A 13,902-nucleotide genomic window follows, 5' to 3' on the forward strand; every position below is an offset into this window, starting at 1 on the left:
CAGTGGTCAGGCACCTCATATCGTTGATGCAATGTAATCAACGAGTATGGACGAGTGCTTTGGTCAGCCGTCGGACCCGCCTCGGCGCTGGAGTTCGCGGCGAAGGGCAAGGTTCTCGCCGTGTGCTTGCTCAAGCGCTTTGCGGAGTTCGTCGACCTCTTGGCGGTGTCGCTTCTTCAGTCTCGCGACCTCCGCGGTGAGGGCCATGACGATGTTGTTTTCGGTGTCCGCCGCGGCCGGGACCGGGCGCGGGGCCGGGCGATGGATCTGCCGCTGGTGCTCAATCCTTGCTCTCAGATCAGCGTTCTTGTAGAGGAAGTTCTGCGAGACGCCCGCCTCGCGCTGGACGGCCTGGAAGGTCACCGGGTCGCCGCGCTTGATAAGCCTGCGTATGGCTGCCTCGGCGGCCTTGACCTTCTCCTGCGACTTGCGACGGGCCGCGTCCGTGAGGTTGTCGATCCTCTGCTGCCGGGTGTCGCTCACGGCCGCTCCTGCCGGTGCCGGATCGTGTCGATGGTGATGGGTGTCGGTCCGGAGGTGGGACTGCCCGCGCCCTGGCAGGGCCGCCCCGGGTTGTCCTGCATGGCTGTCAGCAGTTTGGTTAGGGCGTCACGCTCGGCGGTGCGTTGAAGGAGCCACACGTTGTCGTCGGGCATCGGCCGGCCGTGCCGAGCCTGGAACGCGCTGGTCTGCCTCTCGATCAGAGCCTCGGATTCGTCGAGCTGACGCTGCAGCGTGTCCAGGTGGCTGGAGTCGGTGACGAACACCGAACACGTCAGGCAGGCGTTTCCCTTGTCGCAGGTCTGCAGCGGCGGTAGTAGGCAGTAGCCGTGCGGAAGGAAGCGATCCGCCCGATTGAACAACTGCATGCCGTCGTGGTCCTCGCGGGAGAACGTGACGGCGGTGCCGTCGGCCTTGAACTTCCTAGTGGCCAGGAACGCCTGCTCGGAGTGTTCCTCGCGGCGGGCGACGTAGTGCATGGACATGGTGGGGTTCGCGTGGCCGGCATATCGCTGCAGGACATGGACGGGCAGGCCCAGCTCGGCGAGTCGGGTGATCCGGGTGTGCCGGAATCGGTGGGTCTTGCTGAGCCGGACCGGGCGTCCTTTGCTGTCGGTAATGTCCACCTGCTCGCTGAACTCGCGCAGGATGCGCCCGTAGTTCGGTGCGCTCATGTGCTTGGTGCCGTGGGCGTTGGCGTGTTGCTGAGGAAAGAGGTAGCGGGGCTGGGTGCCGGGGAAGCGGTCGAGGACCCATTGTTGTTGTTCCTCGATCACCGCGACGACTTCGGCGTCAACGAGGATCGTGTCCGGGGCCTGGTCGATCTTGCTCTGCGCGTAGCGGAACCGGGCGACCTGTTCGCCCTCGGCAGCCTCGACGGCCTTGCCGGTAGCGGGCGAGAGGCAGTCGAAGTCACACATGCAGACTTCGCTGGCCCGACGTCCGGTGAGGATCTGCAGGAGCAGCATTCTCATGGCTTGAGGATTGCTCTGTCCGAGTGTCGGCAGCCCTGTCGTGATCTGCGCAAGGGTATGATCGTCCACGTAGTTCTCGTCGTTGACCAGCGGACCCGTTCCTCGGCTGCTGGTGATCTGTTTGCGCCAGACGGCGGGCTGGATCTCTGTCAGGTCGTCCCACGGGGACGGGCCGAGGACGGTCCGGCACTCATCGCGGTTATCGACGATGAATGCCATCAGCTCGCTGACGGTCCGGAGGCCGTCGTTGACTGCTCGCTGGCTGACTGATTGCCCCGAGGTTCTCGGGCGGTTGGCTGGATCGCTCAGCCAGCGCCGAAACGACGATGCCAGGGCACCCGCCTTGGCCGGATCTCTGGTCAGATTCGCGGGTTCCGCGGTGGTGGCCAACCAGCGGTCGAACATCAGCAGGAAGAGCATCGAGCGGCTGGTGATGGTCGACCAGGTCTTTGTCCCCGACTCCAGCATCGTGCCGGCGAACCACTTGATCGCTTCGCGGACCCAGGGGATCTCAGCCTTCCCCGGGCTGCATCCTTCGGAGCGTCGCGGCTCGCGCTCTCTGATCGGGATGCGGGGGTCGCAACGGGGGTGCCAGTTGTCCAGCGCCCACCACGGTCTGTCATTCAACCGGGCGATCAGCGCCATCTGCGGATAACCGAACAGCACCCTGCCAAATCGGTCGGCGCTCTCCTGAGAGGGAAGACGACCCCGCCGAGACTCGAAGGACGTCCGGTATAGCCGCATGAAGGTGTCCTTGTCCAGCGTGGCCATCGAGGCCGGCTGTTCCCTTCCTGACGTGATGGCCCAAGCCAGCGCGGTCGCTGCCTGGTTGAAATCCGACACGGAGACTCCGATTCCGTCCTTGAACTGCCAGTGGGCCATCCATGCCAGTTCGGTCCGCAATCGCAACGGCAGCCCGGCGAGACGGAGCGAGGCCGCTCGGCCTTTCTCAGTCCGGGCGTGCCAGCCGTCGATGCCAGGGCCGATCACCTCGCCTTGCCAGTCGGCCGGTAGATCCGCCAGGAGCCTGCCCAGCCCGTCGGTGGACGCCGGAGTGGGTGCGACGCGGAGGGCGTCAGATCGCATCGGTGGTGACCTTCCAGCCTTCGGTGTAGTTCTTCCAGTTCGCTGCGGCCCGCAGCGCTTCGTCTTCGGTGACCCAGCCGTAGAGGTCCAGCGTGGTTTGGACATGGGCGTGTCCGAGGCGGCGGGAGACGACCCAGTCAGCGGTGCCGCCAAGCAGCAGGGCGGTGGCGTGGGTGTGCCGGAACCAGTGGGGCGTCCAGTCGGCGGGTCCGATGCCCTTGCGTTTGAGTGCGGCCACCTTGTCGCGGACGGTGCCCTCACGCAGTGCCGCGAGGTAGGGCGGCCGGTCCAGGTTGACGAACAGCGAATCGGTGGAATCGATGTGCAGGCCGAGGTCGGCGGCCCGCATGGCGATCAGGGTGAGGTAGTCGGCGTAGAGGCGTTCGAGGTCGCTGCCGACATAGACACGGCGGGGACGCAGCATCTTCACGCGGGCGTCGTTGGGATTGTCCTCGCGCGGGATGACGTCGACCTGCGGGGTGCCGCCACGGCCCATGACGAACTCGTTGATCCGCATGCCCAGGGCTTCGCCGATGCGCATGCCGGTCTCGGCCAGCAGAGCGAAGAAGAACCGGTCTCGCAGGTTGCCGACCCACTCCCCGGTCGCCGGGTCATAGGTCGCGCAGCCATCGAGGATGGCCTGAACTTGCTGCGGCAGCAGGACAGGGGGCCGGTCGCGGCGTTTGACGGTGCGAACCCGGACCAGAGACGACGGGCCTGGCTGCGTGCGGTTGTCCAGGTGGGACAGCAGTCCTCGGGCCGGCGCCCGCCGTGGGACTCCACGCAGGAGCTTGGCGGCCACGGGGACTTCGCGAACAGCGGCCTGCCAACGGTAGAAGGAGATCAGCGCGGCGAGCCGAGCCTCCAACGTCTCCGGCGACGGCGGGTTCTCCGGTGCAGTGAGGGTGCGTTCGACGGTCCGGCCGTTCCGCAACCATGACAGGTAGCCGGCGACGACGGGGACGCCGACCGCGTTCCACTTGCCGGTCTCGTCGCGCCGTTCGAGGAAAGTCCACCAATGGGCCAGGCTCGTCGCGTACGACCGCACAGTGTTTGGTGACCACTCGGCACGGTGGGACTCCAGCCACTCCTCAACCGGGGCCACGGTCCTGTATTCGGCGTCGACCACGGTCCAGGTGCGGCGTCCCCCGGGTGGCCGCAGCGGCACGGTGTAGGCCACGTCCCTCTCAATCTCCTTGTTGATGAAGGACCGAGGATAGTTCTTCATCAACAAGGAAGGTCAAGGAGGGGCACTCTTGTTGATTACATGGATTAGAGGCCGCTCGGTACCGTGGATAACTTCAGGGCGGGGAGGATGTCAACGGTAGTAGGAGTGGACGGCCGGCTGGCCGGTGTAGTTCGGGCCGGCGCGATCGTCGGCGCCGAGATAGACATATGGCAGGGCGAGTTCGCGTGGGCCGGTGCAGCTGATGCGGTGACGGCGGGCGTCGTACTCCGCGCCGGCTGCCCGCAGCAGTGTGGTCAGGCGACGGCCGGCGGGCCGGCCGCCGGCCATCCGGATGCTCGTCAGGTCCAGGTCCGCGACGAATCTTCCGCCGGGTTTCAGCCACTTCAGGATGCGTACGAGCAGCCCGAGCTTGTCTCCGACGTAGTGCAGCCCGTGCACGCAGGTGATCAGGTCGAACGTCCGGTCCGGGGTCCACGTCTCGACCGGCGCGGCGATCAGTTCCGGTCCGTCACCGGGCGCGAACGCGTCGACCAGGTCGACCCCGACAAGCGTGGCCACGTCCAGCAGGGCGGCCGCCTGGATCAGCGCCCGGCCGCTGCCGCAGCACAGGTCTAGCCAGGAACGGTCCGTCCCGGCCAGCGACTCCACCGGATCGAACCCGAGCACCTTGGCGTAACTGTTCACCCCGGACAGTTGCCGTTCCCGGTTCATCGCGTTGTTCGCGACCACCGACGACACGTGCAGGGCCTGATCATCGAGCAGCATGCGCCCACGCAATCACACCGGCGAAAGCCCCAGGCAGCCGCCCGGTCCCGCTGGTGTCCGAGCATCGGCGGGAGCCTCAGGCGGCCACCCGGTTCTGCTGGGCGGCGAGCATCTCGTCGATGGCATCGGCGGGCAGCGGGCGGGCGAAGTGGAAGCCTTGCGCCTGGCGGTAGCCCAGCTCGTACAGCCGCTGGGCCTGCTCGGCGGTCTCCACGCCCTCGGCCACGGTGCGCAGGCCCATCGTCTCGGCGATGCCGGTCAGTGCGATCGCGATCGCCTCCTGCTGCGGGCTGCCGCCCAGGCCGTCGACGAACGACTTGTCGACCTTGATGGCGTCTACCGGGCAGGTGCGCAGCAGGCCCAGCGACGAGTGGCCGGTCCCGAAGTCGTCCAGGGCGATGTTGACGCCCAGCTCGGAGAGCGCGGTGACGCTGGCCAGGGCGCGGCCGCCGCCGAACACGGCGGTCTCGGTGATCTCGATGGTGAGCTGCTGTGCCGGCAGGCCGTGCCGGGCCAGGGCGGCCGCGACGATCTCCGGCAGTGCCGGGTCGAGCAGCTGCCGGGCCGACACGTTGACGGCTACCGAGCGCAGCGCGTCCGGACCGTGCCGGCGGCGCCACTCGGCGGCCTGCGCGCACGCGGTGTCCAGGATCCAGGCGCCCAGTTCGACGATGAGGCCGGTGTCCTCGGCGACGGGGATGAATCCGGCCGGGGAGACGTCTCCCCACCGGACCAGCGACTCGACGCCGACCAGGCGGCCGTCGGGCAGGTTCACGATCGGCTGGTAGAGCAGGTGGAACTCGCCCGCGGCCAGGCCCCGGCGCAGGTCGGCGGCGACGGTTGCCCGGCGGCTGAGCTGCCGTTCCAGGGTGGCGTCGTAGCGGACCACCCGGCCGCCGGCGCCGGCCATCGCCTCGCGCAGCGCGAGTTCGGCCCGCCGGTACGAGTCGGCCGCGTCGCCGGTGTCGCCGTCCGTGACCCCGATGGAGACTTCGACGAGCAGTTCGTGACCGGCGGCGGACAGCGGTTCGGCGCCGGACGCGAGCAGCCGGTCGACGGTGTCGGGTGCGGCGGTCAGCAGCAGGCCGAATTCGTCGCCGCCGAGCCGGGCGACCACGGCGTGGCGGCCGGCCAGGGCGGTGAGACGTTCGGCGTACGCGGTGAGCAGCGCGTCCCCGGCGGCCGGCCCGAGGCCGTCGTTGATCGCCCGGAACTCCTTGAGGTCGATCAGCACCACGGTGTGCGGTCCGGTGGTGGACGCTACGGCCGCGGTGAAGTAGCGGCGGCTGAACAGGCCGGTCAGCTCGTCCTGCATGGCCTGCCGGGCGACCGTGTCGAGCAGGCTGTTGTTCTCGGCGAGCGCGATCGCCTGCCGGGCCACCACGAGCAGCAGCAGCATGGTGGTTCCGGCCACCTGGACCGTGGTCAGGTGGCCGGTGCGCAGGAAGACGATGGCGACCAGGAGGCTGACCAGGCCGGTGGCGACCAGTGGCACGGCGCTGCCGCGCCGCCCGGCCGACGGGGGTGCGATCCAGGGGGAGCCACCACCGGCGGCCAGCCGGCGGTGCTGCGCGTGTGCGGCGAGCACGCCGAACAGGCCGACGAACGGTAGTACGGCGGCGCTGCCGTTGAGGTGCGGCCAGGGCCGCAACGCGGTCATCAGCAGGGTGGACAGCGGTCCGGCGAGCCCGATCGGGGCCAGCCACCAGAGCGAGGCCCGGGGGATCGGGCTGCGCCGGGCCGTCATGATCTTGACCACGACCACGGCGCCGGCCACCGCGATCGCGATCATCGCGATGTTCAGCCACCAGGCCGATTCGCTGACCCCGAACCGGTTCATGAACCAGCCGATGTACTGGGACGTGGCGATGCCGCCGGTCACCGCCACCACGGCGACGTCGAGCACCGCGGTGAGCAGTTGACGCCAGGTGCGCCCGCCGCCCGGCAACCGCAGCAGCGCCGTGATCGCCAGGACGGTGCCCGCCACGTACAGGCAGAGGGTGCGCGCGCCGATCGGTGGCATTCCGGACCAGGGCAGGGTGACGACGTCGATGGTCTGGCTGATCCCGGCCAGCAGCACGAAGCCCATGGCGACGGCCACCCGCCGCCAGAAGGCGCGCAGGTCGCCGCCGGTACGGACCGCGGCGCCACGGAAGGCGGTGACCGCGGCCGCGAGCCCGGCCACGGCCGGGACCCAGACCAGCAGCACCGGGTACGCGGTTCGGGTTCCGGCCACGATGAGCACGACCTCGGAGACCGCCATCAGTACGGCGAACCTCGTCAACCATCCCGGTCGAGCCACATGACCTCCCCTCAGCTCTGTTGTGTCCGACGTATCCGCACGATCGGCGCACACCGGCGAGAGTTGAGGGTCGGGGAACTCATCGTGTGAGCAGATCCCGCAGTGTCTGCTCCAGCTCGGTGGTGCAGCGCACCCGGCGATCGCCGCACGGCCGCAGAATGCCGCGGTTGTCGGCGTCGTACAGGGCGGCCAGCTCGGAGGCCAGTTCCGGGGGCAGTCCGGCATCGGCCAGCGCGCCGCGCCACGCGGGCTGCGGGACGGTGACCACGGTGAGCTCCCGGCCGAGCAGTTTGCCCAGGATCTCGGCGACCTGCCGCTCGGTGTAGGCGGGCGCCTCCAGGTCGACGACCTCACTCGCCGCGGGCGGGGTGAGCAGCGCCCGTGCGGCGGCCGCGCCCACGTCGACGGTCGCGGCCATCGGCAACGGCACGTCCGCCGAGTCGGCGAAGACCGGGTAGACGCCGGACTCGACGGCCCCGGTCTCCAGGGCCTTCTCCTGAAAATGCGGCGAGCGGATCGCGGTGAGCCGGGCGCCGGTCGCGTGCAGCGCCTGCTCCAGGTGGTGCAGCCAGCGGATCGGGCCGGTGCCGTCGGGCAGGTCGGCGCCGGTCGACGACAGCATCACCACGTGCGACACGCCACTGTCGGCCACCGCCGCGGCGATCGCCTCGATCATGGTGGGCTCGGCGCCGCCGGTGAACGGCAGCATGACGAACACCCCACGGCACCCGGAGAACGCGGTGCTCAGACCCGTACGATCAGAAAGGTCGGAAACCGCGACCTCTCCGCCGGGGTGGGCCGACGCGGGGTTGCGGACGACGGCTCGGACCGGCGCGCCCGCGGCGAGAAGCGCCTGCGCGGCCGCGCCGCCGACACGGCCGGTGATCCCGGTGACAGCGAACATGTGTGCCTCCCTCGATTGGTGATTACAGTCTTTCGGCGAGGGGTGAGACGATCCATGTTCGCTGGGCTCGTTCGCATGTCTGAGCGTCTACGCTGCGACCTCATGGATCCGCTGGGAGATCTCCTCTACGGGGTACGGGCGCACACCGCCGCCTTCTGCCAGGCCACCCTCGACCCGCCGTGGGGGCTGCGGATCGTCGACCGGGCGCCGCTGGCCCTGGCCGCCCCGCTGCGCGGACAGGCGTGGGTCGTGCCGGACGAGGGCGAACCGACGCTGCTGCGGACCGGGGACGTGGCGATCGTGCAGGGCCCGGAGCCGTACACGGTGGCCGACGATCCCGGCACGCGACCGGAAATCCTCGTCCACCCGGAAAACCGCCTGACGACCGCCGACGGCCTCGACATCACCGCGGACACCAGGACGCGCACCAGGGCGGCCCGGCTCGGCGGCCCCGACGACGGCGCGACGCTGCTGGCCAGCGGCACCTACCAGGTCTCCGGCTCGGTCAGCGGCCGCCTGCTGGCCGCGCTGCCGCGGGTCGTGCACGTGGAGCGCGAGCACGTCCAGTCGTCGATCATGGACCTGCTCTCCGCCGAGGTGGAACGGGACGAACCGGGTCAGCAGGTGGTGCTCGACCGGCTGCTCGACCTGGCGCTGGTCGCCGCGCTGCGGGGCTGGTTCGCGCGCCCGGCCGCCGACCCGCCCGGCTGGTACCGCGCGCACGGCGATCCGCTGGTCGGCGCGGCGCTGCGGATCATGCACGACGATCCGGCCCGGTCGTGGACGGTCGCGTCGCTGGCGGCCGCCACCGGCGCGTCCCGGGCGGCGTTCGCGCGCCGGTTCACCACGCTGGTCGGGCAGCCGCCGATGACCTATCTGACGCAGTGGCGGCTGGATGTGGCGGCCGGGGCGCTGCGGGACACCGACGCGACGATCGCCTCGATCGCCCGGCAGGTGGGGTACGCCAACGCGTTCGCCCTGACCGTCGCGTTCAAGCGGGAGCGCGGTTCTACGCCGCAGCAGTTCCGGCGGTAGCCCGCGGCGCGGCCAGCGTCTCCCGCATCAGCGCCCGCAGGTCGCCCGGCTCGGCATCGGCGACCCACCGCTCGAACGCCACCCGCAGCACCAGCCCGGCCGCCCACATGCCGGCGCCCGGCCCCGCGAGCGGGTATCGGCACGCGCTCGGCCCTCCGTGTGCGGGCGCCGGGGTGGTGGGGTGGTGGGGTCGCGCGGTGGTGCGTTTGTGTGCGCTTGCTGGTCGTGGGGTGGGTGGGTGCAAACGGCCCGCGGTTCGTGGGCGGGCACCCAGGTGGTCGGCCGTTCCGGCGGGCACGGTCGGGCGACCGTGTGCGTCCACTCGCCCTGGCCCGGCAGCGCCGGACGGGTGGATCGAGTGGCCGTTCCGGCCGCCGGGTGCGCCCGCGGGATGATCGAGTCGTGCCGGGGCTACATCGATCCGCTGCCACTGCTCGAGGTGCTGAACGCGACGTAGCCGGTGCCGCCGGCAAACGGCACCGGCCCGCCGGGTCAGTGGGCGACCGGGCAACCGCCGGTCAGCTTGCTCAGGAACTGGTTCGGGTCGTAGTAGTGCTCGACCTCCAGCAGCTTGAGGTCGTCGTTGACCTTGGCGACGCTCAGGCCGTACATCTCGATGGTCTTGCCGTTGGGCTGGTGGCCGTGGTACTCGCCGTCGAACGAGCCCCAGTGCCGCCACTTGAAGGTGACCACCGGCGGCGGGCTGAGGACCTCGAGGACCTCCCAGTAGAAGCCGTTCGGGAACGCGCCGTGGAAGACGTCGTGCTGACCGTCGAACGACTCCGGCTTGTAGAACGGGCTGTCACCGACCAGCACGTTGTAGCTGCCGGTGTCGGCGATGTCCTGTGCGGACGCCCAGGGGCCGCCGTTCACATTCGTGCGGAAGTGCTCGGTCACCATCGAGACCCAGGTGGACGGGTCCGTCTTGTGCGAGACCTCCATCTCGAAGACCTGCACGATGGACTCGACGATCGCCTCCAGGGAGCCGGGGGCGTGCTCGGTGGTCCGCTGGCCGGGCATCACGGTGTGCGACAGGTGGTAGTCCGGGGTGCCGTGGCGCCACTCGGCCTGGTCGGCGGCCTCGATCACGGCGGTGCGGCCCTGCAGCCACAACGGGGTCTCAGACAACGTCTGGTGTCCTTCCAGAATGAGGGCAGGGGGGCTTCGATGTGTCGTGTTTTGATTACCCCCCGTAATTCAAAGCGTTGATCACGATATCTACGTAGGACCGGCGGCAAAAGACCTCATTGGTTAACACCTATTTGCAAAACGACTCATCTATTAACGAACGACAAAGCGTCGATTCAATTGTCAATAATCGCCGGGCGGCTCGCCGGGGGAAAGCCTACTAAGTCAATGGGAGATGTGGTTAGCTGGGAGCAGGTCAGACCCCATCGGGAGGACGTGTTCATGACCAGCACCGTCATCCGCCGAACGGGCGCGGCGAGCGAACCGGCCACCCATGCCGGCACCGTCGTGATCATCGGTGGCGGCGCCAGCGGCGTGCTCGCCGCCTGCGCCCTGATTCGATGTCCCGACTACCGCATCGTCCTGATCGAGCCCGGAGCCACCCCGGGACCCGGTGTCGCCTACGGCACCGCCCGGCCCTGGCACCTGCTCAACTCCCGCGCCGCCGCGATGAGCGCCGACCCCGGCGACCCCCAGCACCTGCTCCGCTGGAGCCACGCCCGCGGCCTGCCCCTGGACCCGGCGGACTTCCTGCCCCGCGCCCACTACGGCGCCTACCTCGCCGACCGGTTCACCCACGCCCTCGGCAGCGGGCGGCTCGACCACCGGAGAGCCACCGCCACCGCGGTACGCCCCTACGGCGACGGGCACCTCGTCCTCGACGACACCGGCGCCGCCACCTACGCCGACCACGTCGTGCTCGCCCTCGGCAACCCGCCGCCGCACCGGCCCGTGGGCATCAGCGACGCCGCGTCCGACAGCGGCGCCTACATCGGCGACCCGTGGGCGCCCGGAGCGCTCGACTCCGTACCCCGCGACCAGCCCGTTCTGCTGCTCGGCGCCGGCCTCACCGCGATCGACGTCGCACTCACCCTGACCGAGCGCGAGCGTTCATCCGAGTTCGAGCGCGCATCCGAACGCGAGCGCGGACGGCGTACCCCGCTGGATCTGATCTCTCGCCGCGGCCTGCTGCCGCTCGCCCACCCGGACCGGCCGCCCGCCCCGATCGACCTGGACCTGCCCGCCTCGCGCGACCTGGCCCCGCTGCTGCGGGCCGTGCGCGCGGCCGTCGCCGCGGGCGCCGACTGGACCGCCGTCGTCGACGCCGTCCGCTGCCGCGCCGACGACCTCTGGACCGGCCTCGACCACGCCGCCCAGGACCGCTTCCTGCGCCACTGCCAGCGCCTCTGGGAGATCCACCGGCATCGCATGGCGCCCGCGGTAGCCGCCCGCGTCGACCGGCTGCGCCGCGCCGGCGACCTGCGCGTCCGCGCCGGCCGGATCAGCTCCGTCGACCCCCATCCCGCCGGCGGCCTCACCGTCACGATCAACGGCGAGACCCCACGGTGGTACGCGACGGTGATCGCCTGCACCGGCCCCGCCCCGGCGCCCGTCACGCCCGGACCCCTGCTCGGCGCCCTGCTCGACGAGGGGCTGTTACGTCCCGGCCCGCACCGGCGCGGCCTCGACATCGACGCGGACGGCCGCGCCGGGCCCGGCCTGTGGCTGATCGGCCCACTGAGCCGCGGGCACCTCTGGGAGACCACCGCGATCCCGGAGATCCGCCGTCAGGCCGAGCGACTGGCCACCGCGGTAAATACGTCGCGGGCCCGTTCGGCGCCCACTACGGTCTGACCGACCGATCCGCCGACGAGGGAGGCCATCATGTACCGCGACGACGAGACCGACTTCTCCTTTTGAGCCGACCAGCAAGCGCCGCCGGGGGTTCCCTCTAGCGAGTCGCAGGTCAAACGGGGGCTGCGAGTCGTGGGGAAGGACACCGAGCTGATCGAGAAGCTCGGTGGCAACGACCCCTGCCCGTGCGGCACCGGGCGGCGGTTTCCGTCGCTGCTGCCGTCGGGGCGGGCGCTTCGACGACAGCAACGGCCACTACTACTGCCGTGACTGACGTCCATCGGTGGAGGCCGGAAAGGGGTCCGCGTTCCCCTTCCGGCCTCCTTCTTGTACGCGTGCGCGCGCACGGAAGGCCACCCGTGTGCGGCTGCCAAGGTCACATGCCGGGTGGGCGACCACGACACGGCGACCGTGCGCATCCACCCGCCGAGACAGCGGCCGGATCCGCGGGACCACCGATCTCAGCCTGGCGGGCGTGGCAAAGGAACCAGTAGGGCGTCGCGTTCGGTTTCGAGCTTGCGGAGGCGGTCGCGGACCTCGGCGGTGCGGGCGGTCAGCGCGGCCCGGATCTCCCGCACCCGCAGGAACGCCTCAACGATCTCCTTCTGGCCGCGGTTGATCCGGCTGCGCACCGCCAGGTCGGTGAAGATGTTGTCGAACATGACGTCGAGGAACTTCGTGGTCCCGTTGATGTCCAGCGAGATCGGCGCCGCCTCCCGGTCGTCACCGAGTTCGTGGCGCATGACGTCGACCTGGTGCTGAGCGGCGGCCACGTAGTCGTCGGCGCTCTCGATGCGCTGGTGCTTGAGGTGGCTGCCGAACCTCCCGCCGCCCATGAACGTGTCGTAGGCCGACCACTTCCCGGCCGATCCGAGCAGTTCGTCGGCGCGCCGGAAGCCCTCGGCGGCCTTGCCTGCGGCGATCTCGGCGCGCTGGAGCCGGGCCAGTTCGGCGACCAGGTCGCCGCGGAGCCCGGCCAGTTCGGAGAGGCGTTCACCGGTGGGGTGGCCGGTGTCGCGCAGGTGCTTCTCCTTGGCGGCGAGCGCGGCGGCGTACGCCGAAGGGGTTGATCGTGCCTCGTCGAGGCGTGCGCTGAGATCATCGAGCTGCGCGCGCAGCGCGGCGAGTTCCTCCCGGGCCGCCGGAAGCCGGACGCCCGCGGCGGCGGCCTCGGCCCGCCCGCCGCGCAGCGACGCGAGCAGCCGCGCCGGACCGGTGGCACGGTCGGCCAGCCGGGTCAGGCTCGCCAGCTCGGCGTCGGCCTTGGTGATGGCGGCCCGGAGGGCGGTCCGCCGCGGCATGAGCTGTTCGCGCTCGGTGAGCAGGGTGGCGAGGCGGGCGATCTCCCGGTCGAGATCGTCGAGCGACGGCATGTTCAACGAGGAACCTCCTGATCATTCGCCGGTGAAGACGGGGGCCCGCCGCTGGAGGCTGGCCAGGATACCCTCGGCGCTGTCCCGGGTCGCCCAATGGATCTTCTGTTCGGCGAGTTCGTGGTCGAGCGCCTTGCGGACGCGTTCGGCCAGGTCGCCGCGGAGGGTGGCGCGAATCGACCGGACCGCGAGCGGCGCCGACGCGGCGATCTCGGCGGCGAGCCGGTGCGCGGTCTCGCGCAGCCGGCCGGGTGCGGCGAGCCGGTCGGCGAGACCGAGCCGGAAGGCCTCCTCGCCGCCGACGCGTCGGCCGGTGAGCAGCATGTCGGTGGCGGCCTGCCGGCCGATCAGCTCGGGCAGCGTGACGCTGACGCCGAAGCCCTGGTGGAAGCCGAGCCGGGCGAAGTTGGCGACGAACCGGGTGTCGGCGTCCGCTACGCGGAAATCGGCGGCGCACGCCAGGCCGAGACCTCCGCCCACCGCCGTGCCCTGCACGGCCGCGACGATGGGGGTACGGACGTCGAACAGTTCCACCGCACGCCGGTAGAGGCGTTCCGCCGCGTCCACGTGGTCCCGGGCGAACTCGCCGCCGCCGAAGTCCGCGCCGGCGCAGAAGTGGCGGCCCTCGGAGGCGAGCACGATGACCCGGCAGCCGGGGGTGTGGTCGAGTTCGAGGGCGGCCTCGACGATCCGCCCGATGAGCGCCTCGTCGAAGTGGTTGGCCGGTGGGCGGCGCATCTCGATCAGGGCGATCCCGTCGTCGACGGTGACGGACAGATCGGTGCTCACCACATGCCTCCCGGTGCGGAACCTTAACGAGCCCTCATGGTCGCACGGCTCTTTTCGCCGGGGCGTGGCCGTCCCCGGTGATCGCCCGCTTCGTCGCAAACGCGACGAGGCACGGAAGAAGTAAACCGGAAATCACAGACGCCGACATCAACTGACCTAGA

The 13,902-nt window shown here is 70.4% G+C and carries 14 protein-coding genes; 4 read left to right on the forward strand and 10 right to left on the reverse strand.

Annotation, left to right across the window (positions count from 1 at the left end):
* Nucleotides 1-63: 63 nt before the first annotated feature.
* The 6 genes from IEZ13_RS32690 to IEZ13_RS32715 form a co-directional block, all read right to left on the reverse strand.
* Nucleotides 64-483: a DUF6262 family protein gene (locus IEZ13_RS32690; RefSeq protein WP_183225213.1), complete on the reverse strand. Its 420-nt coding sequence runs from the start codon at nt 481-483 to the stop codon at nt 64-66.
* Nucleotides 480-2,561: a tyrosine-type recombinase/integrase gene (locus IEZ13_RS32695; RefSeq protein ID WP_183225212.1), complete on the reverse strand. Its 2,082-nt coding sequence runs from the start codon at nt 2,559-2,561 to the stop codon at nt 480-482. The genes IEZ13_RS32690 and IEZ13_RS32695 overlap by 4 nt, the downstream gene beginning before the upstream one ends.
* A complete protein-coding gene (locus tag IEZ13_RS32700; protein WP_203834024.1) occupies nt 2,551-3,789 on the reverse strand; it encodes a tyrosine-type recombinase/integrase in 1,239 nt (412 codons plus the stop codon). The genes IEZ13_RS32695 and IEZ13_RS32700 overlap by 11 nt, the downstream gene beginning before the upstream one ends.
* Before the next feature lie 90 nt (nt 3,790-3,879).
* Entirely contained in the window at nt 3,880-4,515 is a 636-nt protein-coding gene (locus IEZ13_RS32705) for a class I SAM-dependent methyltransferase (RefSeq protein WP_183225211.1), read from the reverse strand.
* 76 nt (nt 4,516-4,591) lie between these two features.
* Nucleotides 4,592-6,778 (reverse strand): putative bifunctional diguanylate cyclase/phosphodiesterase, encoded by a 2,187-nt coding sequence (locus tag IEZ13_RS32710; RefSeq protein WP_183225257.1) that lies wholly within the window; start codon nt 6,776-6,778, stop codon nt 4,592-4,594.
* Between the two features lie 118 nt (nt 6,779-6,896).
* Nucleotides 6,897-7,721, reverse strand: coding sequence for an NmrA family NAD(P)-binding protein (locus tag IEZ13_RS32715; protein WP_183225210.1), 825 nt, complete (start codon nt 7,719-7,721; stop codon nt 6,897-6,899).
* Nucleotides 7,722-7,823: 102 nt separating this feature from the next.
* Between IEZ13_RS32715 and IEZ13_RS32720 the strand changes: the two genes are divergently transcribed.
* Nucleotides 7,824-8,756 (forward strand): AraC family transcriptional regulator, encoded by a 933-nt coding sequence (locus IEZ13_RS32720; RefSeq protein ID WP_183225209.1) that lies wholly within the window; start codon nt 7,824-7,826, stop codon nt 8,754-8,756.
* Here IEZ13_RS32720 and IEZ13_RS47635 read toward each other — a convergent pair.
* Nucleotides 8,731-8,865: a hypothetical protein gene (locus IEZ13_RS47635; protein WP_260179526.1), complete on the reverse strand. Its 135-nt coding sequence runs from the start codon at nt 8,863-8,865 to the stop codon at nt 8,731-8,733. The genes IEZ13_RS32720 and IEZ13_RS47635 overlap by 26 nt on opposite strands.
* Nucleotides 8,866-8,994: 129 nt before the next feature.
* Here IEZ13_RS47635 and IEZ13_RS32725 point away from each other — a divergent pair, with 129 nt between their 5' ends.
* Nucleotides 8,995-9,213 (forward strand): hypothetical protein, encoded by a 219-nt coding sequence (locus IEZ13_RS32725; protein WP_183225208.1) that lies wholly within the window; start codon nt 8,995-8,997, stop codon nt 9,211-9,213.
* A 35-nt stretch (nt 9,214-9,248) separates the two neighbouring features.
* On the opposite strand, the gene IEZ13_RS32730 is transcribed toward IEZ13_RS32725, so the two are convergent.
* Complete coding sequence (locus IEZ13_RS32730) at nt 9,249-9,884, reverse strand: nuclear transport factor 2 family protein (RefSeq protein ID WP_183225207.1); 636 nt, start codon at nt 9,882-9,884, stop codon at nt 9,249-9,251.
* A 282-nt stretch (nt 9,885-10,166) separates the two neighbouring features.
* Here IEZ13_RS32730 and IEZ13_RS32735 point away from each other — a divergent pair, with 282 nt between their 5' ends.
* Both IEZ13_RS32735 and IEZ13_RS47020 read left to right on the forward strand, forming a co-directional pair.
* The gene (locus IEZ13_RS32735; RefSeq protein ID WP_183225206.1) at nt 10,167-11,579 is read left to right on the forward strand and encodes an FAD/NAD(P)-binding protein; all 1,413 of its coding nucleotides are present in this window, start codon (nt 10,167-10,169) and stop codon (nt 11,577-11,579) included.
* Nucleotides 11,580-11,711: 132 nt separating this feature from the next.
* A complete protein-coding gene (locus tag IEZ13_RS47020) occupies nt 11,712-11,849 on the forward strand; it encodes an SEC-C metal-binding domain-containing protein (protein ID WP_203834023.1) in 138 nt (45 codons plus the stop codon).
* 191 nt (nt 11,850-12,040) lie between these two features.
* Here the strand turns inward: IEZ13_RS47020 and IEZ13_RS32745 are convergent, their stop codons facing one another.
* Both IEZ13_RS32745 and IEZ13_RS32750 read right to left on the reverse strand, forming a co-directional pair.
* Nucleotides 12,041-12,958: a coiled-coil domain-containing protein gene (locus IEZ13_RS32745; RefSeq protein ID WP_183225205.1), complete on the reverse strand. Its 918-nt coding sequence runs from the start codon at nt 12,956-12,958 to the stop codon at nt 12,041-12,043.
* A 15-nt stretch (nt 12,959-12,973) separates the two neighbouring features.
* On the reverse strand, nt 12,974-13,741 hold the full coding sequence (locus IEZ13_RS32750; protein ID WP_183225204.1) for an enoyl-CoA hydratase/isomerase family protein: 768 nt from the start codon (nt 13,739-13,741) through the stop codon (nt 12,974-12,976).
* Between the last annotated feature and the right edge of the window lie 161 nt (nt 13,742-13,902).

The sequence above is a fragment of the Actinoplanes campanulatus genome (assembly GCF_014647795.1).
Taxonomy (GTDB): domain Bacteria; phylum Actinomycetota; class Actinomycetes; order Mycobacteriales; family Micromonosporaceae; genus Actinoplanes; species Actinoplanes campanulatus.